This window comes from Bacillus sp. BK450, assembly GCF_004364885.1.
Classification (GTDB): Bacteria; Bacillota; Bacilli; order Bacillales; family Bacillaceae; genus Bacillus; species Bacillus safensis.
On the sequence record NZ_SOBQ01000005.1, the window covers coordinates 174,897 to 194,967 of the forward strand.

The following is a 20,071-nucleotide window of genomic DNA, read 5'->3' on the forward strand; positions in this document are numbered from 1 at the left end:
CAGGGTCCTTTTTTGTTATGAAATTTTGACAAGCTGTTTTCCGACATTTTCCCCTTTGAATAGTCCAAGGAATGCATCAGGAATGTTGTCAAAGCCTTCAATGATTGTTTCTTTATATGTGAGTTTGTCTTCTTTTACCCATTGTGCGAGATCCTTCGCTGCCTCTCCAAAACGATCTGAATAGTTGCCAACGATGAAGCCTTGCATCAATGCGCTTGTTTTGATGAGTTTTGTTTGCACACGCGGCCCGATGTCCTCGCTTGCGCTAATATTATAAGAAGAAATGGCGCCGCACACTGGAATGCGTGCAAAACGGTTTAAATGATTCATCACCGCATCTGAAATCTCGCCGCCTACATTGTCAAAGTACACATCAACGCCGTTAGGACAGGCTTTTGCAATGGCATCATCTAAATCATTTGTTGTTTTATAATTAATCGTTTCATCAAAGCCCAATTCTTTTAAATAAGCGAGTTTATCATCAGATCCGGCAATTCCAACGACGTGTGCGCCTTTGATCTTAGCGATTTGTCCTACAACAGAACCAACAGCTCCTGCGGCTCCAGAGATGACAACCGTCTCGCCTTCTTTTGGCTGGCCAATCGCAAGCAGGCCGAAGTAAGCGGTTTGCCCTGGCATGCCCAAAATGCCTAAATAATAGGACAATGGCGCAATGGACGGATCAATTTTAGTCAGAGATTCAGCTTTGGCAGTGGAATATTCTTGCCATCCAAGGAATCCAAGGACAAAATCACCCTTTTCAAATTGAGGCGATTTCGACTCAACGACTTCTCCGACGACACCGCCCTGAATCACTTCATTTAGCTTGAACGGAGGTGTATAGGATTTTGTATCCTGCATTCGTCCTCTCATATAAGGATCTACAGAAACATATTTCGTTTGAATCAAGACCTCTCCATCTTGCGGCACAGGTATATCTACTGTTTCAAAATGAAAAACATCTTTTGTAGGTAATCCTTTTGGACGTTTAGCTAATTGAATTTGCTTTTGTTGACTCATGTCAAATCCTCCCTTTCACTTACAGCCTAGATTTACATTAACATGATGCTTCTTTTCGTTCAAAACATACGGTCTTTTCAAAACACACACAAAAAAGCAGCCGCCATCTCATCGAAGGGACTACTTTTTCTGAAAAGATACAGAGAGGAGCGGCGGGAGACAGCCAAACAGCTGATACACATCCGCATCACGTTCTTTTAACAAATATTCGTTTGCATTTTGCATGGAGGCTTTCATCATATCGCGCGTCACAAAAGGAAAAAGGATATTCAAGTATGAGGACAACATGTCTTGTGGATCTTGTTCAATTGACTCGATATCTCCAATGTTAATAATGATGGAAAAGAGATAATCAATGGAGATGTGAAAGTGCTGTTCGGCAAACAATGTAAGCGGCTTTGTATTTGCTTCTTCAGGATTCCACTTTTGAAAAAGCTGTTTCACCAAATCACTGACAACCCAAGCATTAAACTGCTGCTCCGCTGAAAAGTAATACATCAGCTCTCCCTCATTTCTAGCCTCCAGTATAAGAATTGTACAACAAATCAACAGGATTGAACATAATAATTCAGAAAATTTAGTCATTTTTACAGGCTTTTTGTCAAAAATAAGTCGATAGACATGGTACTTCGATCAAGCAATTTGGATGTGCTCGTGGAAGGTTTAATGTCAAAAGTGACGGGTAAAAGATTCGTAAGACGTTAAAGGAGGAATATAAAATGAAACCTGTTGTAAGAGAGTATTCAAATGATGAAACACTTCAAAAAGATGTAGAGCAATTAAAGGCACTCGGTGTTGCAAGAGAGGACATTTATGTTCTGTCCCATGACGATGACCGAACAGAGCGTATTGCAAGTAATGCAGATGCCAATACGATTGGCTCAAGAGAAGTTGGACTCAAACATGCGGTTGGGAACATCTTTAGTAAAAAGGGCGATGAGCTCCGCAATAAAATTCATGAAATTGGTTTCTCCAAAGAAGAAGCTGAGACATTTGAAGAACATTTAGACGAAGGGAAAGTCCTTCTCTTTGTCACAGATCATGAAAAAGTGAAAAACTGGGCGTAAACGCCAACCGAAAAAGCCTCTTACTTTTGTAAGGGGCTTTTTTTCATGCTTCCATGTCTGAAAGAGAGACATATATCTTTTTTACGATATTAAGTAAATACAGAAGTATGGAATAAATAGTAAACTCTCTAATTGAAAATGCCGTTATACCAATGAAAATCAAGAAGAAGCAGAAAAAATAGTCGAAATATCACAAAAAACCATTCGGGAAATAATCATTGTATCTTTCTATTTTGATTTAAAATTAAATAAAAAACTTGTGTAATTTAGTAGATAAATTTCTTAGTTCTATTGGTTTAAGTTATATTTTTGTGTAGAAATAAGTGTTTTAAGGTCAAAAAACCACAAAAATTACCTGTATTTTCAATTAGAAAATTCATTTTAATGTTTAGGAAATAATTTGTTGACAAAATAAACTAAAAACAATATATTTGGCTTAATCCAGTCATTATGGAATTAGTTGTTAAATTTCCGGCAGGTTTATTCGAAGCATAATCTAGTGAAAGGGGGTGGCAAGAACCAAAGCGTAAGCGCCTCTTAGATACAAAAATGTCTACTAGAACTGAACAAATCGTCGTTTACTTGAAGAAAAAATGATCGCCATTCTAAACAGTAGATTGATCTTTCTACTAAAAGCACAGTGTAAGAGATTGTCCAAAAGACGTTAAGTCCTTATAAAAAAGAGAAAGCGGTTTCAATAAGAAATGTGAGTTGATCGAACGGTAAAGGAGGTGAACTCATATGAAAAAAAGAGAGAACAAGCTGAGGCGGTGCGGCCTTCGAAAGGCTGCATATGAGGATGAATGCTGAAAAAGAAGAGTGAACATGTGGGGTGCTTCTCTTCTTTTTCAGAAAAACAGATTTTCCTAAAAAATCCATCTTTCATTTTAACATAAGGTTTTTGGCTTGAAAACCACCTTTGCCCGAAAAGAAGATTGTGAATTGAAGGAGGTTTCATGATGAAAAAGGCTTTGTACCATGAAGACAGTGGATTGTATTTAGAAAAGATGCGCATGGCATTCCAAGAGCATTATGAGCAAAGAACAGATATGTGGTCTACTGATCCATCCTTAACAGACGCAGCAGTGATGTCATTAAAGGCATGGCGTTCAAGGGAAAAGAATGCACTTGCTTCTGTGCTGGATATCGGGTGCGGCAACGGCCGTGCACTAGAACATTTAAGCGGGCTTTCCGCATATGTCGGTATCGACCTGTATGAGCATGAGGAGTGGGAAGGATTACAGAAAAGAGAAACAGTTCCTGTCCATTTTGTTCATCAAGATTTTATGTCATGGTCCATGGATCAGGGACGCGGGATGCAGTTTGATTTAATTTTAGATCATGGCTGCTTTCATCATCAACATCCTGATGATCATGAACGTTATTTAAAACAGGTCTCTTCTTTACTTCATGAAGGCGGTGTCTTTTCACTTGTTGTCTGGGGAGAACAGTGGAAAACAGGATTAATCGGAGAAGATGGCCGTTTCCATTTTTCATTTTCAGATTCTCAGCTTGGCGAAAAAATTTGTACATCAGGTCTTGAGCTTGTATCCATATCACCGTTACAAGCGAAGGCTGGAATAAGCCAGCATCATGTCATTGCCGTCAAAATCTAGTACAAAGGTGAGTGATTCAAAGCTAGCAGAGGAGTTCATGGGAAGAAAGAGCGTCTGCCAATCAAGAGCGTTTGCTGCTCTGACAGAAAATAAAGCATATGAACCAAAATTTCTGCTCCTTTGTACTGGAAAAGGACAAGGTCTAAAACGATGAGAGACATCGCACATCCATTTCCTTCTGCGGGAGCACACAAGCTGAGGGGTGCGTACACATATTCATCACTCCATCACTGCGCTATGGGAGTCGATTTGGGTGCAGTGATGAATAGGGGGGAGACTAATGAACAAGTTTGTAGATGAATTACAATCAATGATTCATCATTTTACCTTTCAAGATAAACACTATTTGCTCGTGGGGCCTGTGAATCTGCCAATTTCCATTCAACATGAAGAAGTGCCATTTAAGTGGTATGCCTTCGCGCCTGTTGAACGGGATACAAAACCAACGATCGAATCGATTGTCCAAATGAGTACCGCGCAGCAAACCTTTTCCTCTTGTCTCTTATTTGGCGACTTTGAAAATGAACGGCCGCCGCTTGTGCGAATCCATAGTGTCTGCCAAACAGGAGATGTGTTTGGGTCACTGAAATGTGATTGTGGTCCACAGCTTGCATTATCGCTGAAGAAAATCACCGATTACGGAAAAGGCATGCTTGTGTATATGGCCAATCAAGAAGGTCGGTCTATTGGGCTGATGGCAAAAGCGTTGACGTATAAATTACAGGAGATGCAGCTGGATACTTTTGAAGCCAACCGCCTGATCGGCTGCGGGGATGATGATCGGCATTACGAGGAAGCAGCAGCTGTTTTGCACTATTTAAACAAAGGAAAACCATTGCATTTACTAACGAACAATCCAGATAAAGTCGATTCTATTGCAGCTTATGGTCTTCCTGTTTTGCGGTTTGATCATACGGTCGAAGCCTCTCTCTACAATGAAGCCTATTTAAAGGCAAAAGCAGCCTCAGGGCATATGGTCGATGAGAAGAAATTAATTAATCAATAGACGAGTTTATTGAAAGAAGGCGGGAGAAAAGCGTGAAACCTGATATCAATTGGATTCAAATCCCAAGCGGCTATGCAACGATTGGAAGTAATGAAGAAGATATGAAAAAGGCAGCAGAATTCTGGAAGGACAAGCTGCTCAATCCAACCTACGGCCGTGAGAAAAAATTTCAAAAGTGGCTGTACAAAGAATTTCCGTCCTATCAGCCGTATATCAACGAATTTTATATCTCAGATACGGTCGTCAGCAATGAACTGTATCAAAGCTATTGTGATGAAACAGGCCAGACATACCCGGAGAGTTTAACGAACGAAGAGCTTGGCGGGGGAAAAGATCATCCAGCTTGGGGCATGGACATTGAGGATGCCTTCTCCTTCTGTCAGTGGCTGAGCGGGAAACTTGGGATTGATGTTTCGATTCCTACTGAAGAAGAATGGGAGTATGCTGCCCGGGGAAACACGAGAAATCAATACCCGTGGGGAGATGAGTTTGATCCTTCTTACTGCAATACGCACGAATCAAATATTGAAAAAACGACGCCTGTCCGTCATTACGAAAAGGGCCGATCCTTATTTGGTCTTTATGATATGGGAGGCAACGTCGAGGAATGGGTCAACACCAAATATCACGTATATGAAGGCGGGATCGAGGTCGTCGATGATTTAACGGAAACACTCGGAAGTGATTACTATATTTTAAAAGGCGGCTCTTTCGCAAGAGGCGGAGATTTATGCAGAGTCGCAAGAAGACACGGGAAGCACCCAGATCCCGTTTTTCGATTTACTGGTTTTCGTTTAGTGACTCGTCAAAAACAACATATAAAGGTGGGAGTGTAAAACTATGCATAGAGGACCAATTACATCTGTTTTATCAACTCAGCACGACCAAATTGTTTACACTGGCGGCTATGACCGCTGTATTTATCAGTGGAACCGGGAAACAGGAGAAGGAACGTTTATTGGCAGTCACGAGCATATCATTAACTCCATATCTCTTTCTGAAAACGGAAAGTATTTAGCAAGTGCATCGTCAGACTATACGATTCAATTGTATGATACAGGCACAAATACTCGAATCCGCACGTTGTTTGGTCATGCAGATGATGTAGAAGCCGTCGCTTTTGCGAAGCAGGATACTTTACTTGTATCCGTGTCCAGAGATAGAAGATGCTTAGTCTGGGATATCGAAACGGGCGCTATTTTAAGAGAATTCCATGGCCATAGCAAAGATGTATTAGCTGTATGGATACATGGTGATAAAGCTTATACAACAGGTGATGATGGATATGTCCTTGTATGGCTGTATGAAACCGGAGAAATTGTAGGGGAAATCGGCCCGTTTGATTATGAGCTCGATACAATCAGCGGCAGCAATCAAAAAGAAGTTTTCGCACTTGGCAGAGATGATGGCACCGTTATTATTTACGATGCAGCTACTTTACAGGAGAAGAAAATCATCAAAGCCCATTTACAGGGCGTCAAGCGCGTGAATTTTTCTCCAAGCGGCAATTACTTGCTGACAGCAGGCTACGACCATTTAATTAAGCTGTGGAATTATGAAACAGGTGATTTAGTCGATACACTGCTGCCTCATAAATATCAGTGGGAGCGCTCGCTTGTCTGGACAGAGGATGAGAAGTCAATACTAGGAGCCAGCTTTGGAAAAACATATTGTGAATGGTCGATCGAAAAGGGCAAAGTCATATCAGAGGAGATCGAAATGGCGACACCATCTATCAATGATATTGCGCTGACTGATGCAGGTGATATTATTACCGCATCTGATGATGGAAAATTCAGAAAAAATGGGATTGAAATTGCCAAATCGACGGGCGTTTTAACAAATGGAGTAGCTGTTGCACGGGATGGAAGCTATTATGCGTGGGGAGACCATGCAAGTCAGGTGCATATTGTTCATGAGTCATTAAAGCAAATGGTTTCGTTTGATCTTAACACAGGTCCGGTCAACAGCGTGTATTTCCACGAGGAGGATCGTCAATTTTATATTGGAACTTATGGCGGTTATGTCCATGTCATTTCGACAGAACACTTAAAGGAAATCGGCCGTTCCAAAGCACACGATTGTGCAGTTAAAGCATTAAAGGTAGAAGGAGATCTTATCATCACAGCAGCAGTTGAAGGAACCATCTGTCTTTTAGATAAAAAGAGTTTGTCCTTAAAAGCGGAATACATTGGTGCGACAGAGCTGTTAAATGATGTCTTTATTGATAGTAAACGAGACCGTATCGCCATTGTCAGCCGCGACAAGAATGTGAGATTGTTTGATTTGCATACAGGAAGAATTTTAGACCAGCATAACGAACACCAGTATTCGATTAAATCGGTCACAGTCACAGACTCAGGCTATATTGTAAGCGGTGATTATTGGGGCTATATCGTTGTGTGGAATCCAGAGCTGGATGTCAACACCGGCCCAATTAGAATTGCCCAAAATGGGATTAGTGCCATCAGACAATTAGGCAATGATGTATACGCAAGCTCATATGACGGCGGGATTTATCACGTTCGAGAAGATGGGACGCATACCGAAGTACTACGCTTATTTGAACAATTTCCGAAAGAAGTAATCTCTCATTAAGAAAAAGAATGTAAGCGGGGGATTCTCATGATAAGTGTTTGCAAGGAACATATGAAAAAAGGTCTGTCTGTACTCAATTGTCCGCATGTGCTCCTCATTAATAAATATGAATGTCGCAAATGCTGTTTTTGTAAACAACGAGCATCTTATAAACTTTTTTATTCCTTGCCTTACTATGATCGATCTGAAAAGAAACGGATGGAAAAAATATAGCACATGAGAATAGAACTCCTTCATTCCCTGAAGGAGTTCTTTCCCTTGAAAGAGAGGAAAGGAGACTTACATGAAAGACGATGTTTTTTATATGAAGCTAGCGATTGCCAACGCAAAGGCCATGAAAGGACAAACCTCGCCAAATCCGCTTGTCGGGGCAGTGGTAGTCAAAAAAGGTGAGATCGTTGGAATTGGTGCTCACATGAAGGCGGGCGAGCCGCATGCTGAAATTCATGCGCTGCAAATGGCAGGAGAAAAGGCGAAGGGGGCTCATATGTATGTGACGCTCGAACCTTGTTCGCATCATGGAAAAACAGGCCCTTGCTCAGAAGCCATTATAAAGAGCGGGGTGAAACGTGTGGTCATTGCCACTGGGGACCCAAATCCACTTGTAGCAGGTAAAGGGGTCACGATGTTGAAACAAGCAGGGATAGAAGTAGAAGAAGGGGTATGTAAGCGGGAAGCGGACAGCTTAAATCTTCCTTTTTTTCATTCGATACAATCAGACCTTCCGTATGTCATATTAAAAACAGCCATTTCATTAGATGGGAAAATTGCAACAGCTCATCAAGAAAGCAAATGGATTACAGGGACAGAAGCGAGGAATGAAGTGCAGCAATTACGTCAAGAAGCAGATGCTGTGATAACAGGCGTTGAAACCATTATTCAAGATGATGCAGGTCTTATTGTAAAAGATTCAATCGTGACACAGCCCATTCGTGTCATTTTAGATTCCACATTAAGGATTCCGCTTCATGCGAAATGTTTAAATGATCATATGGCAGAAACCATCATTTGTACCTCAAACAAGTACGATCAAAAAAAATACCATCAACTGGTGCAAAAAGGACATCAAGTATTTGTCACAAGCGGAGAAAATCGGACAGATCTTCATGCGGTGTTACGTATGCTGAAAAGGCGCTCTGTGATGTCGGTGCTTGTAGAGGCGGGAGGCAGTGTGAGCGCATCCTTTTTAGAAGCGTCACTTGTGAACGAAGTCATTATTTATATGGCACCATTATTAATTGGAGGGAAAGATGCACCTACTTTCTTTGAAGGAGAAGGTACGAAATCATTAAAAGAAGCCATCCGTCCGGTAGATATGGATTATAGTATGGTAGGAAAAGATTTAAAAATGACGATGAGACTTTAATGAAAGAAGGACCTTGTGCATAAAGTGCAAGGTCTTTTGATTATTTTAAAAAAATAAAAGTGTACATACACCTTTCCCAGTCATGATGAATACGATGGATGGGGGTGATTCCATGAAAAGATGTAGGCAATGTGGTAAGACATATCCAACTCATTCGACAGACCACTACCAAAAAGGAAGCTGGTATGATGCGTATAAGGATGATGGCTGGGAATGTGATAGTTGTAAAAAAGGGATATCAGAAAAGCCTAGGAAACCAGTAAAAAATCCTTGCTGCGGAAAAGATCCTTGTGTTTGTGTGATTCAAGGTCCGCCAGGCGGGAGAGGAAGAAGAGGCCCAGCAGGTCCAGCGGGTGCAGTGGGTCCGGCAGGCCCAGCAGGTCCAGCAGGTCCAGCAGGTCCAATCGGTCCAACAGGCGTAGGTTTAACAGGCATCTTGGCATTTGATCCAGCAGTAGCACCAACCTACCCAGTAGGGCAAGTGGTGACATACGATGGCAGTACGTACGTCGTCAATTCAGTACCACCATTAGGTACACCGGATACGTCGGCAGATTATACATTATTAGCTGCAGCGGGGGAAACAGGTACAGGGCCAACAGGTGTCACAGGAGATCCAGGTCCAACTGGAGCCACAGGAGCCACCGGCGTGGGTTTAACTGGGGTTGTACCGTATGATGCTGCAGCAGCACCAGAATATCCATTGGGGCAAGTGGTGACATATGAAGGTGGAACGTATCTTGTGAATACAGCATCACCAACAGGTACACCAGATACATCACCAGATTATACGCTTTTAGCCGCTGTAGGCGCGACTGGCGTTACAGGCGCTACCGGTACGGGTGCAACAGGAGAAATTGGTCCAACCGGAGCCACCGGCGTCACGGGAGCAACAGGAGAAATTGGTCCAACCGGAGCCACCGGCGTCACGGGAGCAACAGGAGAAATTGGCCCAACCGGAGCCACTGGTGTTACAGGAGCGACTGGAGAAATTGGTCCAACCGGAACTACTGGCACAGGAGTCACAGGAGCAACGGGTACCACCGGTGCAACCGGAGCAACCGGTGTCACAGGTGCAACTGGTGATACGGGAGCAACCGGAGCAACCGGTGCCACAGGGATTACAGGAGCGACGGGAGTAGGTCTAGCCGGCGTCACAGCGTTTGATCCAGCGGCAGCGCCGACATATCCAGTAGGTCAAGTGGTGACATATGAAGGAGGAACTTACCTCGTCAATACGGCGCCGCCAACAGGTACACCTGATACGTCACCAGATTATACGTTATTGGCCGCTGCAGGAGCGACTGGCGTTACGGGTGCAACCGGTACAGGAGTCACGGGTTCCACCGGCGCAACAGGAGTGACAGGACCAACCGGGGAAGTTGGTCCAACCGGAGCTACCGGTGTCACTGGAGTTACGGGAGAAATTGGCCCAACCGGAGCCACTGGTGTTACGGGAGCGACGGGGGAAATTGGCCCAACCGGAGCTACTGGCACAGGAGCAACAGGAGCAACAGGGATCACAGGCGCGACAGGAGAAACTGGTGCAACCGGCGTCACAGGACCAACAGGTGCAACTGGGATAACTGGTGATACAGGGGCAACAGGAGTGACCGGAGCGACAGGTGTCGGTTTATCTGGAGTTGCAGCGTTTGATCCAGCAGTAGCGCCAACCTATCCAGTAGGTCAAGTAGTGACATATGAAGGAGGAACATATCTGGTCAATACAGCGCCGCCAACAGGCACACCGGATACTTCTCCAGACTATACGTTATTAGCAGCCGCAGGCGCGACAGGTGTCACGGGAGCGACAGGAGCAACTGGGGTAACCGGTGATACAGGAGCGACCGGAGCAACGGGCGTCACAGGAGCCACCGGGGTAACAGGAGATACGGGTGTAACCGGCGTCACAGGCCCAACTGGAGCAACTGGGATAACTGGTGATACAGGGGCAACAGGAGTAACCGGTGTAGGATTAACTGGTATTCTGACATTTGACCCAGCAACAGCGCCAACCTATCCAGTAGGTCAAGTGGTGACATATGAAGGTGGAACCTATGTTGTGAATACAGCGCCGCCAACAGGCACACCGGATACTTCTTCAGACTATACGTTATTAGCAGCCGCAGGCGCGACAGGTGTCACGGGAGCGACAGGAGAAACTGGTGCAACCGGTGATACAGGAGCGACCGGAGCAACGGGCGTCACAGGAGCCACCGGGGTAACAGGAGATACGGGTGCAACTGGAGTAACCGGAGCAACTGGGGTAACAGGTGATACAGGTGCGACAGGAGTGACAGGAGCCACGGGAGTGACCGGTGCAACTGGATTAACTGGAGTAACCGGAGCGACAGGAGTAACAGGCGCCACGGGAGCCACAGGTTTAACCGGAGCGACAGGAGTAACAGGAGCCACGGGAGCCACAGGTTTAACCGGAGCGACAGGAGTAACAGGCGCCACGGGAGCCACAGGTTTAACCGGAGCAACTGGAGTAACAGGCGCCACGGGAGCCACAGGTCTCACCGGAGCAACCGGAGCAACTGGATTAACTGGAGTCACCGGAGTTACAGGTCTAACCGGAGCCACCGGAGCAACTGGATTAACTGGAGTCACCGGAGCTACAGGTCTCACCGGCGCCACCGGAGTGACCGGTGCAACAGGCGCCACGGGAGTCACAGGTACAGGAGCAACAGGCGCCACCGGTCCAACAGGAGTGACAGGATCGAGTGCGATCATTCCGTTTGCTTCAGGTACACCTGCTGTCCTGACAACAATTGCAGGCGGTCTCGTTGGAACATCCAGCTTGATCGGATTTGGTAACTCAGCGACAGGTGTCAGTATTTTAGGCGGAGTGATTGATTTAACCGGCGCTGCAGGCACTTTACTCAACATGGCGTTCTCAGTTCCTAGAGCCGGAACAATCACATCATTTGCCGGCTATTTCAGTACGACAGCTGCTCTTTCTTTGCTTGGCACAAGTATTACGGTCACAGCTAGTTTGTTTGCTTCACCAACACCAAATAACAGTTTCACTCAAGTAGCGAGTGTCACTTTAGCACCAGCTTTAACCGGTGTTTTAACGCTGGGTGCAATTGCAAATGGTATTGCGACTGGTCTAAATGTACCAGTCACACCTGAAACACGATTGCTTGTTGTATTCTCCGCATCAGCTACAGGTCTATCCTTAGTGAATACCGTAGCAGGCTATGCGAGTGCTGGTTTATCGATCACGTAATAGGCATACAGGGACGACTCGATTTTGAGTCGTCTTTTTTCTTTGAAAGAATTTTCTCTTAACTTAGTAAGAAAAAATGATATCATTTTCTTAGAGTCTATTCGGGTGAATCTACTGAATTAGGGGTTGTAGCGGTGAGAATGGGCAAAAGGAAAGTCACTTTACAAACGAAAATTTTGGGATTAATTATCGGGCTTTTGCTTGTTGTCATTGCATTATTAACTATTTGTTTTGGTTTTTTGCAGACATCAGAAAGGCAGGCACAAGCTGAACAGCTGGCGGTGCAGACCGCTAGAACGATATCATATATGCCGCCCATTAAAGCATCGGTGGCTCTATCAGCGTCCCAAAATGAAGAACAGGCAGTGCTTGAGCAAATGAAGGAGCAAGTAAGAGCTCATGCCATCTTCATTACCAATCGAAAAGGAAAGGTCCTTGTTCATACGAATCATGAGGACGTAGGAAAAACCATCAGTGTTTCGGAAGGAAGAAGTACTCTCTTATTTGGAGGAACCTCCATATCAACTGATGATTCTAATGGTGAAACCGTTGTCAGAGGCAGTGCACCCATTATGAAAGAAACAGAGGGGCATGAAGAAATTATCGGCACAGTCACCGTCGAATTTTTAAAAAAGGAAATTGATCAAGCGACAGCTCATCAGCTATTGAAGCTTAGCTATATTGCCCTTCTCGTGCTTTTGCCTGGCATATTCGGTGCGATTTTTTTAACGAAGAGTATTCGCAAAGATACATTAGGGCTTGAGCCGCATGAAATTGCTTCGTTGTATCGAGAAAGAGAAGCGATGCTGCTCGCTATAAAAGAAGGGATCATTGCGTTTGACCAGAAAGGCGCGATTACGATGATGAATACATCAGCTGAGCACATGCTGCGCGTCTCATCAAAGCTGCCTCTTCATATTGATCAAGTCTTGCCAAATGCCAAACTTCTTCTCTATTTAAAGGCAGAGACGATTGAACCTAACATCGAAACCGTCGTCAATGATAAAACCTATGTCTTAAATGTGAAAAAAGTAATGCAGGATCATCGAGTATTCGGAGGGATTGTGAGCTTCAGAGAGAAAACAGAGCTGACGAAGCTGCTGGATACATTAACAGAGGTCAGCCAATATTCAGAAGACCTAAGAGCCCAAACGCACGAATTCTCAAATAAGCTGTACGCCATTTTAGGCCTGCTTGAGCTGAAGCAAGTCGATGAAGCCATCGACTTAATTAAAGAAGAATATCATCTGCAAAACCGTCAGCACGATTTACTCATGAAGCAGATTCGGTCTCCTAAAATACAAGCCATCTTACTTGGCAAGTTAGGGAAAGCATCTGAGAAGAAAGTCCATTTCCACATTGATGAAAATAGCTCACTTGAGCCGCTCCCAGCTCATTTAAGTTTATCTCACTTTATCACCATCATTGGCAATCTCGTAGACAATGCTTTTGAAGCTGTATTAAATAAGGAGAAGCGCGAGGTAGACCTGTTCATCACAGATATTGGGTTTGATATTATCATAGAAGTGTCAGATTCAGGTGATGGGGTGAATGAAGAAGAACTGTCACAGATTTTCACAAGAGGCCATTCGTCAAAGGGAGAAGGACGAGGCTATGGGCTTGCGAATGTGAAAGAAGTATTGGACGAGCTTGGGGGCTGGATTGAAGTTGCGAACCAAAAAGAAGGCGGTGCCATCTTCACTGTATACATACCGAAAGGCACAAAGGGGGAATAGATGGTGATTAAGGTACTCATTGCGGAGGATGATTTTCGAATCGCTGCCATTCATGAATCTTATATACAAAAGATAGAAGGATTTAAGGTCGCTGGAAAGGCAAAGAGTGCAAAAGATATGTGGGAGGCGCTCCAAAGGGAACAAGTGGATCTCATCTTGCTTGATGTGTATATGCCTGATGAGCTCGGCACAAACCTGCTGCCGCTTTTAAGAGAACGCTGTCCTGAAGTAGATGTGATCATTATCACGGCTGCAACGGAAACGACGCTTTTAAGAGATGCGCTTCATTACGGAGTGGTTCATTATTTAATCAAACCGGTGACCGCACAAAAGTTTGCACAAGTTTTAACCGAATATAAAGAGAAGAAAGACATCATCAATTCAAAGGATGAAGTCAATCAAACGATGATCGATCTGTTTTTTGGACAGATGCAGGAAGAGCCAAAACAAAGGGATGACAGAGATCTCCCCACAGGCATCAATTCACTGACCTTGGATAAAGTGAAAACATTGATGGCCTCAGAGAATAGCGGTATTACAGCAGAAGAACTCGGGGAAAAGATGGGCGCATCACGTACAACTGCGAGACGGTACGTAGAGTATCTCGTGACAACCGGGGAATGCCGGGCAGAGCTTGCATACGGAATTATTGGCAGACCTGAACGTAAATATTACCCTGCCAAACAAGCGGAGTCTTAAAAGATGAAAAAAGGAATACTTTTTGTGATCGTGCTCTGCCTTTGTATAACACTCACCTTTAATGAAAAAAAAGCCGGAGACTCTTTCCTGCAGCAAAGCTCCTTATATATTGTGGTGTCGGGTGTACCAGAGGGGGGATTTGACCAAACGGCTCAGGTGATGAAATCAGTGCTTGAACAAGAGAAGCTGGTGAACCGGCCTGTGAACATTCTTTATCAAAGAGGCGGAACGGTGGATAAAGGATGGACATACATGATGGAGCGGGAAGCCAACTATATCAGTTTAAATTCAAGTTTATTGTTAAGCCGTAATTTACTTGGCAGCAGTAACGTGACGATGAATGATGTGACACCGCTGGCAATCCTTGCAGAAGAGTGGCAGGTCGTCGCAGTCCCGATGGATTCTCCTTTTGCAAATGGGAAGGAGCTGTTACACGCCCTCAAGAAAAAACCAGATTCCTTAAAAATTGGGTTTGCGCCTGACTTTGGAAATGATGATCAAATCTCATTCGCCCGGGCAGCAGAAATGGCAGGGATTGATCCCTATCGCATTCAATTTTTGAAATTTGACAGTGCAGATGATTTATTTCAGGCGCTCATCAACCATGAAGTGGATGCAGCAACGACTACCATTACAGAGGTTCGTCATGATTATGAAAAAAAGAGGCTGAAGCTCGTAGCGACGACAACCAGCCAGCGCTTAGATGGATTTGAAGATGTGCCGACATGGAAAGAGCAGGGCATTCCGCTCATCTTTTCCCATTGGCGCGGTGTGATGGGCCCTAAACAAATGAGTCAGCATGACATTCGTGAATGGGATCAGCTTCTTCAAAAAATGACGAAAACGAAGTCCTGGAAAAAGCGATTAAAGCAAAAGGGCTGGACAAGTCGTTATATGAACAGCAAAGAGGCAAAGATCTTTATGGAAAATCAATTAAGGCAATATGAGCAATTGATACAAGGAGAACAAGCGGTCGAGTGAGACCGCTTCCAGCGTGTAGACAAACCCTTGCATTCGCCCGCATTCCTGCGTGCCGGTGCTCACCAATCTCATATCGCTCCAGTACTCGTCTTTCCTAGACTTCAAAGGTTTTCTATCACGCTGAAAAGAAAACAAAGGGCTAAAATAAACCCTTTGTTTTTTTCATGGAATTAAAAAGCTCAATGTTTGAACAAAATGAACAAAAAGCATTTATCGACCGAAAAAGAATTAAAATTCATAATATTTACTTCAATTCTCACCTCAGATATGATGACAAAAAGGGTTGGAAATGGGATACCAACACATTAATGAAAGCGTATACAACACAAGGGGTGAACAATATGTTAGCAATCTTAGGATTTCTTATGATGATTGTATTTATGGTTTTGATTATGACGAAACGTATGTCTGTTTTAACGGCATTGGTGTTAACACCGATTGCATTTGCTCTTATTGCAGGTTTTCATTTTACTGAAATTTCAGACATGATTGTCAAAGGCGTGCAGCAAGTCGCACCAACAGCGGTCATGATCATGTTTGCGATTTTGTACTTTGGCATTATGATTGATGCGGGTTTATTTGATCCAATGGTGGCGAAAATTTTAAAAATCGTTAAAGGCGATCCATTAAAAATCGTGGTCGGAACAGCTGTCCTGACGATGCTTGTTGCACTTGATGGTGATGGAACAACAACGTATATGATTACAACAACAGCGATGCTTCCACTATTTACGCTGCTTGGCATCCGTCCAATTATTTTAGCGGGTATTGCCGGGGTTGGCATGGGAATTATGAATACAATTCCATGGGGAGGAGCTACACCTAGAGCGGCGAGTGCACTTGGCGTTGATCCTTCACTTTTATTTGGACCGATGATTCCAGTCATTGGTGCAGGGGTTCTCAGTATGATTATTGTTGCTTATTTTCTTGGAAAAGCCGAAAGAAAACGCCTTGGTGTGATTGAACTTGACCAGCCGATTCATGCAAATGAAATGGCAGCGGCACTGCAAGATGACATCAAACGGCCGAAGCTTTGGTGGTTTAACCTGGCGCTGACTTTGTTATTGGTGCTGCTGCTTGTATCAGGTAAAGTCAGCTTAACTGTTCTATTTGTTCTTGCTTTCTGTGTGGCGATTATCGTGAACTATCCGAACTTAGATCAGCAGCGTGAGCGAATTGCCGCTCACTCAACAAACGTTTTAGCCATTGCTTCGATGATTTTTGCGGCAGGTGTTTTTACAGGTATTCTAACTGGAACGAAAATGGTCGATGAAATGGCGATTTCGATTGTATCTGCAATTCCAGAGCAGCTTGGCGGCTTTATTCCAGTCATTGTCGCATTAACAAGCGGGATCTTTACTTTCTTTATGCCGAATGATGCATACTTTTATGGCGTACTGCCGATCCTATCAGAAACAGCGGCAGCATACGGTGTCGATAAAATTGAGATTGCCAGAGCCTCTATTATTGGTCAGCCGATTCATATGTTAAGTCCACTTGTTCCATCGACTCATTTACTTGTTGGACTTGTTGGCGTATCACTGGATCAGCATCAGAAATTTGGGATGAAATGGGCTGTGCTGGCAGTCGTCGCTATGACTGTCGTGGCGGTTCTCATTGGGGCCATTTCCATCTGGTAAATAAAAAAGTGTCTGCTGCGGGCAGGCACTTTTTTTAGGTCATATTGCCGTGCAGTCTCCATTCATTTGCCCTAGACAAAGATCTGCCTGTTCCTCCAAAAGATTTATTTTTGAAAAATACTGACACTTTTTCTGTTTTTTTCTTTATAATGCAAATCAACGAAGGGAGAGGATAGCATGTCCAAACGAAAAGGCACGATTCTTTTTGCTGCTGCATGCCTCTTGGCAGGCAGTTTGTCGATGGTGAGCCCAGCTTCAGCTCATGCAGAAACCCCTTATTATGGAAAGAGTTATGAACAGCCGGCTTCAGTGAAAAAGCTATACCCTAAGCCTGGCGAGACGTTTGAAACCCCTGCCTTTCAGAAAAAAGGAGAAGCATTTACGACACAAGAAGAGCTTCAAGCTTTCTTAAAAGACATTGTCCGCAAAAGCCCATATGCCACTCAGAAACAGATTGGAACATCCATTGAAGGCAGGTCCATTCCGGCCCTGTACTTTACAAAGGATCGCTCCATTACTCCACTTTCAAAAAAGCCAACCATCTGGCTCCAAGCACAAATACACGGAAATGAACCAGCCTCCGGTGAATCTGCTCTCGTCATTGCAAAACGATTAGCAGGTGAAGAAGGAGAGCGTATACTCAATCATGTCAATATCATCATTGTTCCAAGAATCAATCCTGATGGTTCTTATGCGTTTGACCGCAGACTGGCAAACGGATTAGACGGAAACCGTGATCATATGACATTAGAATCTCCAGAACTGGCAGCCCTGCATCAAGAATTTAATCGGTATGCGCCAGAGGTAGTTATTGATGCCCATGAATACGATGTGGGTCAAAAGCAGTTTGAAAATATCGGTTCATCAGGCGCTCTCAAATATCATGATTTGCTTATTCTTTCAGGGAAGAATTTAAACATTCCTGAAAGCATCCGGCTGACTTCAAATGAGTTATACGTTAACGGAGTTCGTGAAACGCTGACGAATAAAGGATTTTCTAACGATTTGTATTATACAAACACAAGAGGAAAGGATGGAAAGATCGACATCTATGAAGGTGGTACGGATGCGCGAATTGGCCGTAATGCCTTTGCACTTTCGCCAGCCCTGTCATTTCTTGTAGAAAGCAGAGGGATTGGGATTGGAAGAGAGGATTTTGCCCGCCGCGTTGCTGCGCAAGTAGCCACCCATGAAAAAATCATTGAGACCACGGTGAAACATGCCAAGCAGGTGAAGCAGCAAATGGTGACGGAGCGGCTGAAGCTGGTCAAAAAAGGACTGCAGCCAAATGATGATGATCAAGTGGTCATTCAAGATGATTTCCAAGCACCTGTCAATGACTCGCTGGAAATGGTTGATATTGAGAAGGGACAAACGACTCAAGTTCCTGTGCGCTTTCATAGTGCGAGCGATGCAGTTCCTGTCTTAACAAGAGAACGGCCGACAGCTTATCTCATTCTTCCGGGGCATGAAGGAGTAGAAAAGAAACTTAGAACATTAGGATTAAAAAGTGTCACATTGCCGGCTGGCATGAAAGTGCCGGTACAAGCCTATCAGGTGACAAAGCGAGAGGAAAAGAGCAAAACAGATATTCAGCTTGAAACAAAACTCGTTGACAAGAAACGTCAGCTGCCAAAAGGAACAAAGGTATATGTCACGGCACAGCCGCAAACCAATTTGCTCTCACTTGCCCTTGAACCAGAATCAAAGGACAGCTATATGTCATCAGGGTTTATTGCTTCAAAAACAGGTGATGAACTGCCAGTCTATCGTTTCGTGCTTCCTCAAAAGACGTTAGGCATTCAATAAAAAAAGGCTAAAATAAAGATCATTTTAGCCCTTTTTCACCAATCTAAAGCGGCACTTGGCGTGCCGCTTTTTTATTTTCGTCCAGCTCTTATTTCATCTGTCATGCCTTCATATGGTGCTTCTGCGATAATGGTTTCGTCATTCACACCTGCATGATGGATATACGTAATGTCCGCAAATTCTGGGACAACATATTTCGGATAGGTTTCGTATTTTTCACGAGATTCTTTCATGAGATCGATGTAGTCATTTTGATAGCAGACGGTGATGTCTGGACGTTCATGCACCCATTTCGGGAAGAAGATGACGCCATGCATGCGTTTTTCTTCAGGCATAAAGTTCAGAGAGACGTCTGTCCCAGTTGGTTCTGTCCAAGAGACTTTGTATACGCCTTTTGTCAGCTTCACAATATTTACTTCTTGATCACGGACCCAGCGTCCTCCAACCATTCCGCTATGAATGCGGTAATCAATGGTGTGATCGTTTTTAATGTAAATCTCATATTCCCAGCCATTTTCATACGTATAAATCATATGAAGTCCAACGAATTGATCCATGTTTATTCCTTCTTTCATTAGAATAATGTTTTTTCAAACATGTTGTGATTTACATGTTTATTTTAAAGTCTATGATATACTATTGTCAAAGAATAAGCGTTGGAGGCCCATCATGAGAGTACTAAAATATGCCATTCTTGGCTTGCTGGATCAGCATGAGCTGACGGGATATGATATCACGAAACATTTTAAAGATTCCCTTGGACAGTTTTGGAGTGCGAAGCACAGTCAGATTTACCCTGAGCTGAAGCGTCTCACAGAGGAAGGGTTTATTGAATTTGATATTCACATACAAGGAAAAAAGCTGGAGAAGAAGGTCTATCAAATCACAGCGGCAGGAAAAGAAGAATTGCGTCAGTGGTTAAGAACAAAAGATCCGATTCCGGAAACAACAAAGGATGAATTCATGCTCAAAACATTTTTCATCTCCTCCATGGACAAAAAAGAAGCGGCTGACCTGTTTGCCTATCAACTTTTAGAGCGCACCAAGAAAGTAGATGTGCTGGAACAAAAGCTGCACGCTTTGACAGAGGAAGACCCTTCTGCTGAATCACTGCATTCAGCGCAATTTGGGCATTACTTAGTGCTGACAAGGGCAATCGAAAGGGAAAAAGGCTATGTACGCTGGCTCCAAAAGACCCTTAAACGAATTGATTCATCTATGATCTAAGGACAATGGTCGGATGATTTGATAAAAAATGGTTTGAAACGAGTGAATTTATCAATAGAAACCGCTACAAT

The 20,071-nt window shown here is 43.9% G+C and carries 17 protein-coding genes; 13 read left to right on the plus strand and 4 right to left on the minus strand.

The genetic code is table 11. The features are described 5' to 3' along the window. Positions 1 to 15: 15 nt before the first annotated feature. A complete protein-coding gene (locus EV579_RS16365) occupies positions 16 to 1,020 on the minus strand; it encodes an NADP-dependent oxidoreductase (protein ID WP_024426643.1) in 1,005 nt (334 codons plus the stop codon). Between the two features lie 120 nt (positions 1,021 to 1,140). Next, positions 1,141 to 1,518, minus strand: coding sequence for a YfmB family protein (locus tag EV579_RS16370; protein WP_024426642.1), 378 nt, complete (start codon positions 1,516 to 1,518; stop codon positions 1,141 to 1,143). A gap of 221 nt (positions 1,519 to 1,739) precedes the next feature. On the opposite strand from EV579_RS16370, the gene EV579_RS16375 reads away from it, so the two are divergent. Together EV579_RS16375 and EV579_RS16380 are read left to right on the plus strand one after the other, a co-directional pair. Continuing rightward, positions 1,740 to 2,087, plus strand: a complete 348-nt coding sequence (locus tag EV579_RS16375; RefSeq protein ID WP_024424592.1) for a YflT domain-containing protein — start codon at positions 1,740 to 1,742, stop codon at positions 2,085 to 2,087. 959 nt (positions 2,088 to 3,046) lie between these two features. After that, entirely contained in the window at positions 3,047 to 3,703 is a 657-nt protein-coding gene (locus EV579_RS16380; RefSeq protein ID WP_024424594.1) for a class I SAM-dependent methyltransferase, read from the plus strand. A 35-nt stretch (positions 3,704 to 3,738) separates the two neighbouring features. Here EV579_RS16380 and EV579_RS19305 read toward each other — a convergent pair whose 3' ends face one another. Then, on the minus strand, positions 3,739 to 3,864 hold the full coding sequence (locus EV579_RS19305; RefSeq protein ID WP_254968622.1) for a hypothetical protein: 126 nt from the start codon (positions 3,862 to 3,864) through the stop codon (positions 3,739 to 3,741). 119 nt (positions 3,865 to 3,983) lie between these two features. Between EV579_RS19305 and EV579_RS16385 the strand changes: the two genes are divergently transcribed. The 10 genes from EV579_RS16385 to EV579_RS16430 all read left to right on the plus strand — a co-directional run bounded on the left by EV579_RS16385 (position 3,984) and on the right by EV579_RS16430 (position 18,773). After that, positions 3,984 to 4,709, plus strand: a complete 726-nt coding sequence (locus EV579_RS16385) for a GTP cyclohydrolase II (protein ID WP_024424596.1) — start codon at positions 3,984 to 3,986, stop codon at positions 4,707 to 4,709. 32 nt (positions 4,710 to 4,741) lie between these two features. Then, a complete protein-coding gene (locus tag EV579_RS16390) occupies positions 4,742 to 5,545 on the plus strand; it encodes a formylglycine-generating enzyme family protein (protein WP_133744856.1) in 804 nt (267 codons plus the stop codon). Positions 5,546 to 5,549: 4 nt separating this feature from the next. After that, complete coding sequence (locus tag EV579_RS16395; protein ID WP_133744857.1) at positions 5,550 to 7,307, plus strand: WD40 repeat domain-containing protein; 1,758 nt, start codon at positions 5,550 to 5,552, stop codon at positions 7,305 to 7,307. A gap of 283 nt (positions 7,308 to 7,590) precedes the next feature. After that, on the plus strand, positions 7,591 to 8,673 hold the full coding sequence (gene ribD, locus EV579_RS16400; RefSeq protein WP_024424599.1) for a bifunctional diaminohydroxyphosphoribosylaminopyrimidine deaminase/5-amino-6-(5-phosphoribosylamino)uracil reductase RibD: 1,083 nt from the start codon (positions 7,591 to 7,593) through the stop codon (positions 8,671 to 8,673). Positions 8,674 to 8,785: 112 nt separating this feature from the next. Beyond that, positions 8,786 to 11,908, plus strand: a complete 3,123-nt coding sequence (locus tag EV579_RS16405) for an exosporium glycoprotein BclB-related protein (protein ID WP_243837438.1) — start codon at positions 8,786 to 8,788, stop codon at positions 11,906 to 11,908. Between the two features lie 140 nt (positions 11,909 to 12,048). After that, positions 12,049 to 13,644 carry a sensor histidine kinase gene (locus tag EV579_RS16410; RefSeq protein WP_044335448.1) on the plus strand — a complete coding sequence of 532 codons (1,596 nt, stop codon included), beginning with the start codon at positions 12,049 to 12,051 and terminating at the stop codon, positions 13,642 to 13,644. A 3-nt stretch (positions 13,645 to 13,647) separates the two neighbouring features. After that, positions 13,648 to 14,343: a response regulator gene (locus EV579_RS16415; RefSeq protein ID WP_025092679.1), complete on the plus strand. Its 696-nt coding sequence runs from the start codon at positions 13,648 to 13,650 to the stop codon at positions 14,341 to 14,343. 3 nt (positions 14,344 to 14,346) lie between these two features. Then, positions 14,347 to 15,324: a tripartite tricarboxylate transporter substrate-binding protein gene (locus tag EV579_RS16420; RefSeq protein WP_024426632.1), complete on the plus strand. Its 978-nt coding sequence runs from the start codon at positions 14,347 to 14,349 to the stop codon at positions 15,322 to 15,324. 341 nt (positions 15,325 to 15,665) lie between these two features. Further along, positions 15,666 to 16,964 carry an Mg(2+)/citrate complex secondary transporter CitM gene (citM, locus tag EV579_RS16425; protein ID WP_024426631.1) on the plus strand — a complete coding sequence of 433 codons (1,299 nt, stop codon included), beginning with the start codon at positions 15,666 to 15,668 and terminating at the stop codon, positions 16,962 to 16,964. A 177-nt stretch (positions 16,965 to 17,141) separates the two neighbouring features. Further along, positions 17,142 to 18,773 carry a M14 family metallopeptidase gene (locus EV579_RS16430; RefSeq protein ID WP_133744859.1) on the plus strand — a complete coding sequence of 544 codons (1,632 nt, stop codon included), beginning with the start codon at positions 17,142 to 17,144 and terminating at the stop codon, positions 18,771 to 18,773. 71 nt (positions 18,774 to 18,844) lie between these two features. Here EV579_RS16430 and EV579_RS16435 read toward each other — a convergent pair whose 3' ends face one another. Further along, entirely contained in the window at positions 18,845 to 19,330 is a 486-nt protein-coding gene (locus tag EV579_RS16435; RefSeq protein WP_008341777.1) for a phenolic acid decarboxylase, read from the minus strand. Between the two features lie 112 nt (positions 19,331 to 19,442). On the opposite strand from EV579_RS16435, the gene EV579_RS16440 reads away from it, so the two are divergent. Then, complete coding sequence (locus tag EV579_RS16440; protein WP_024426629.1) at positions 19,443 to 20,000, plus strand: PadR family transcriptional regulator; 558 nt, start codon at positions 19,443 to 19,445, stop codon at positions 19,998 to 20,000. The last annotated feature ends 71 nt before the right edge of the window (positions 20,001 to 20,071 follow it).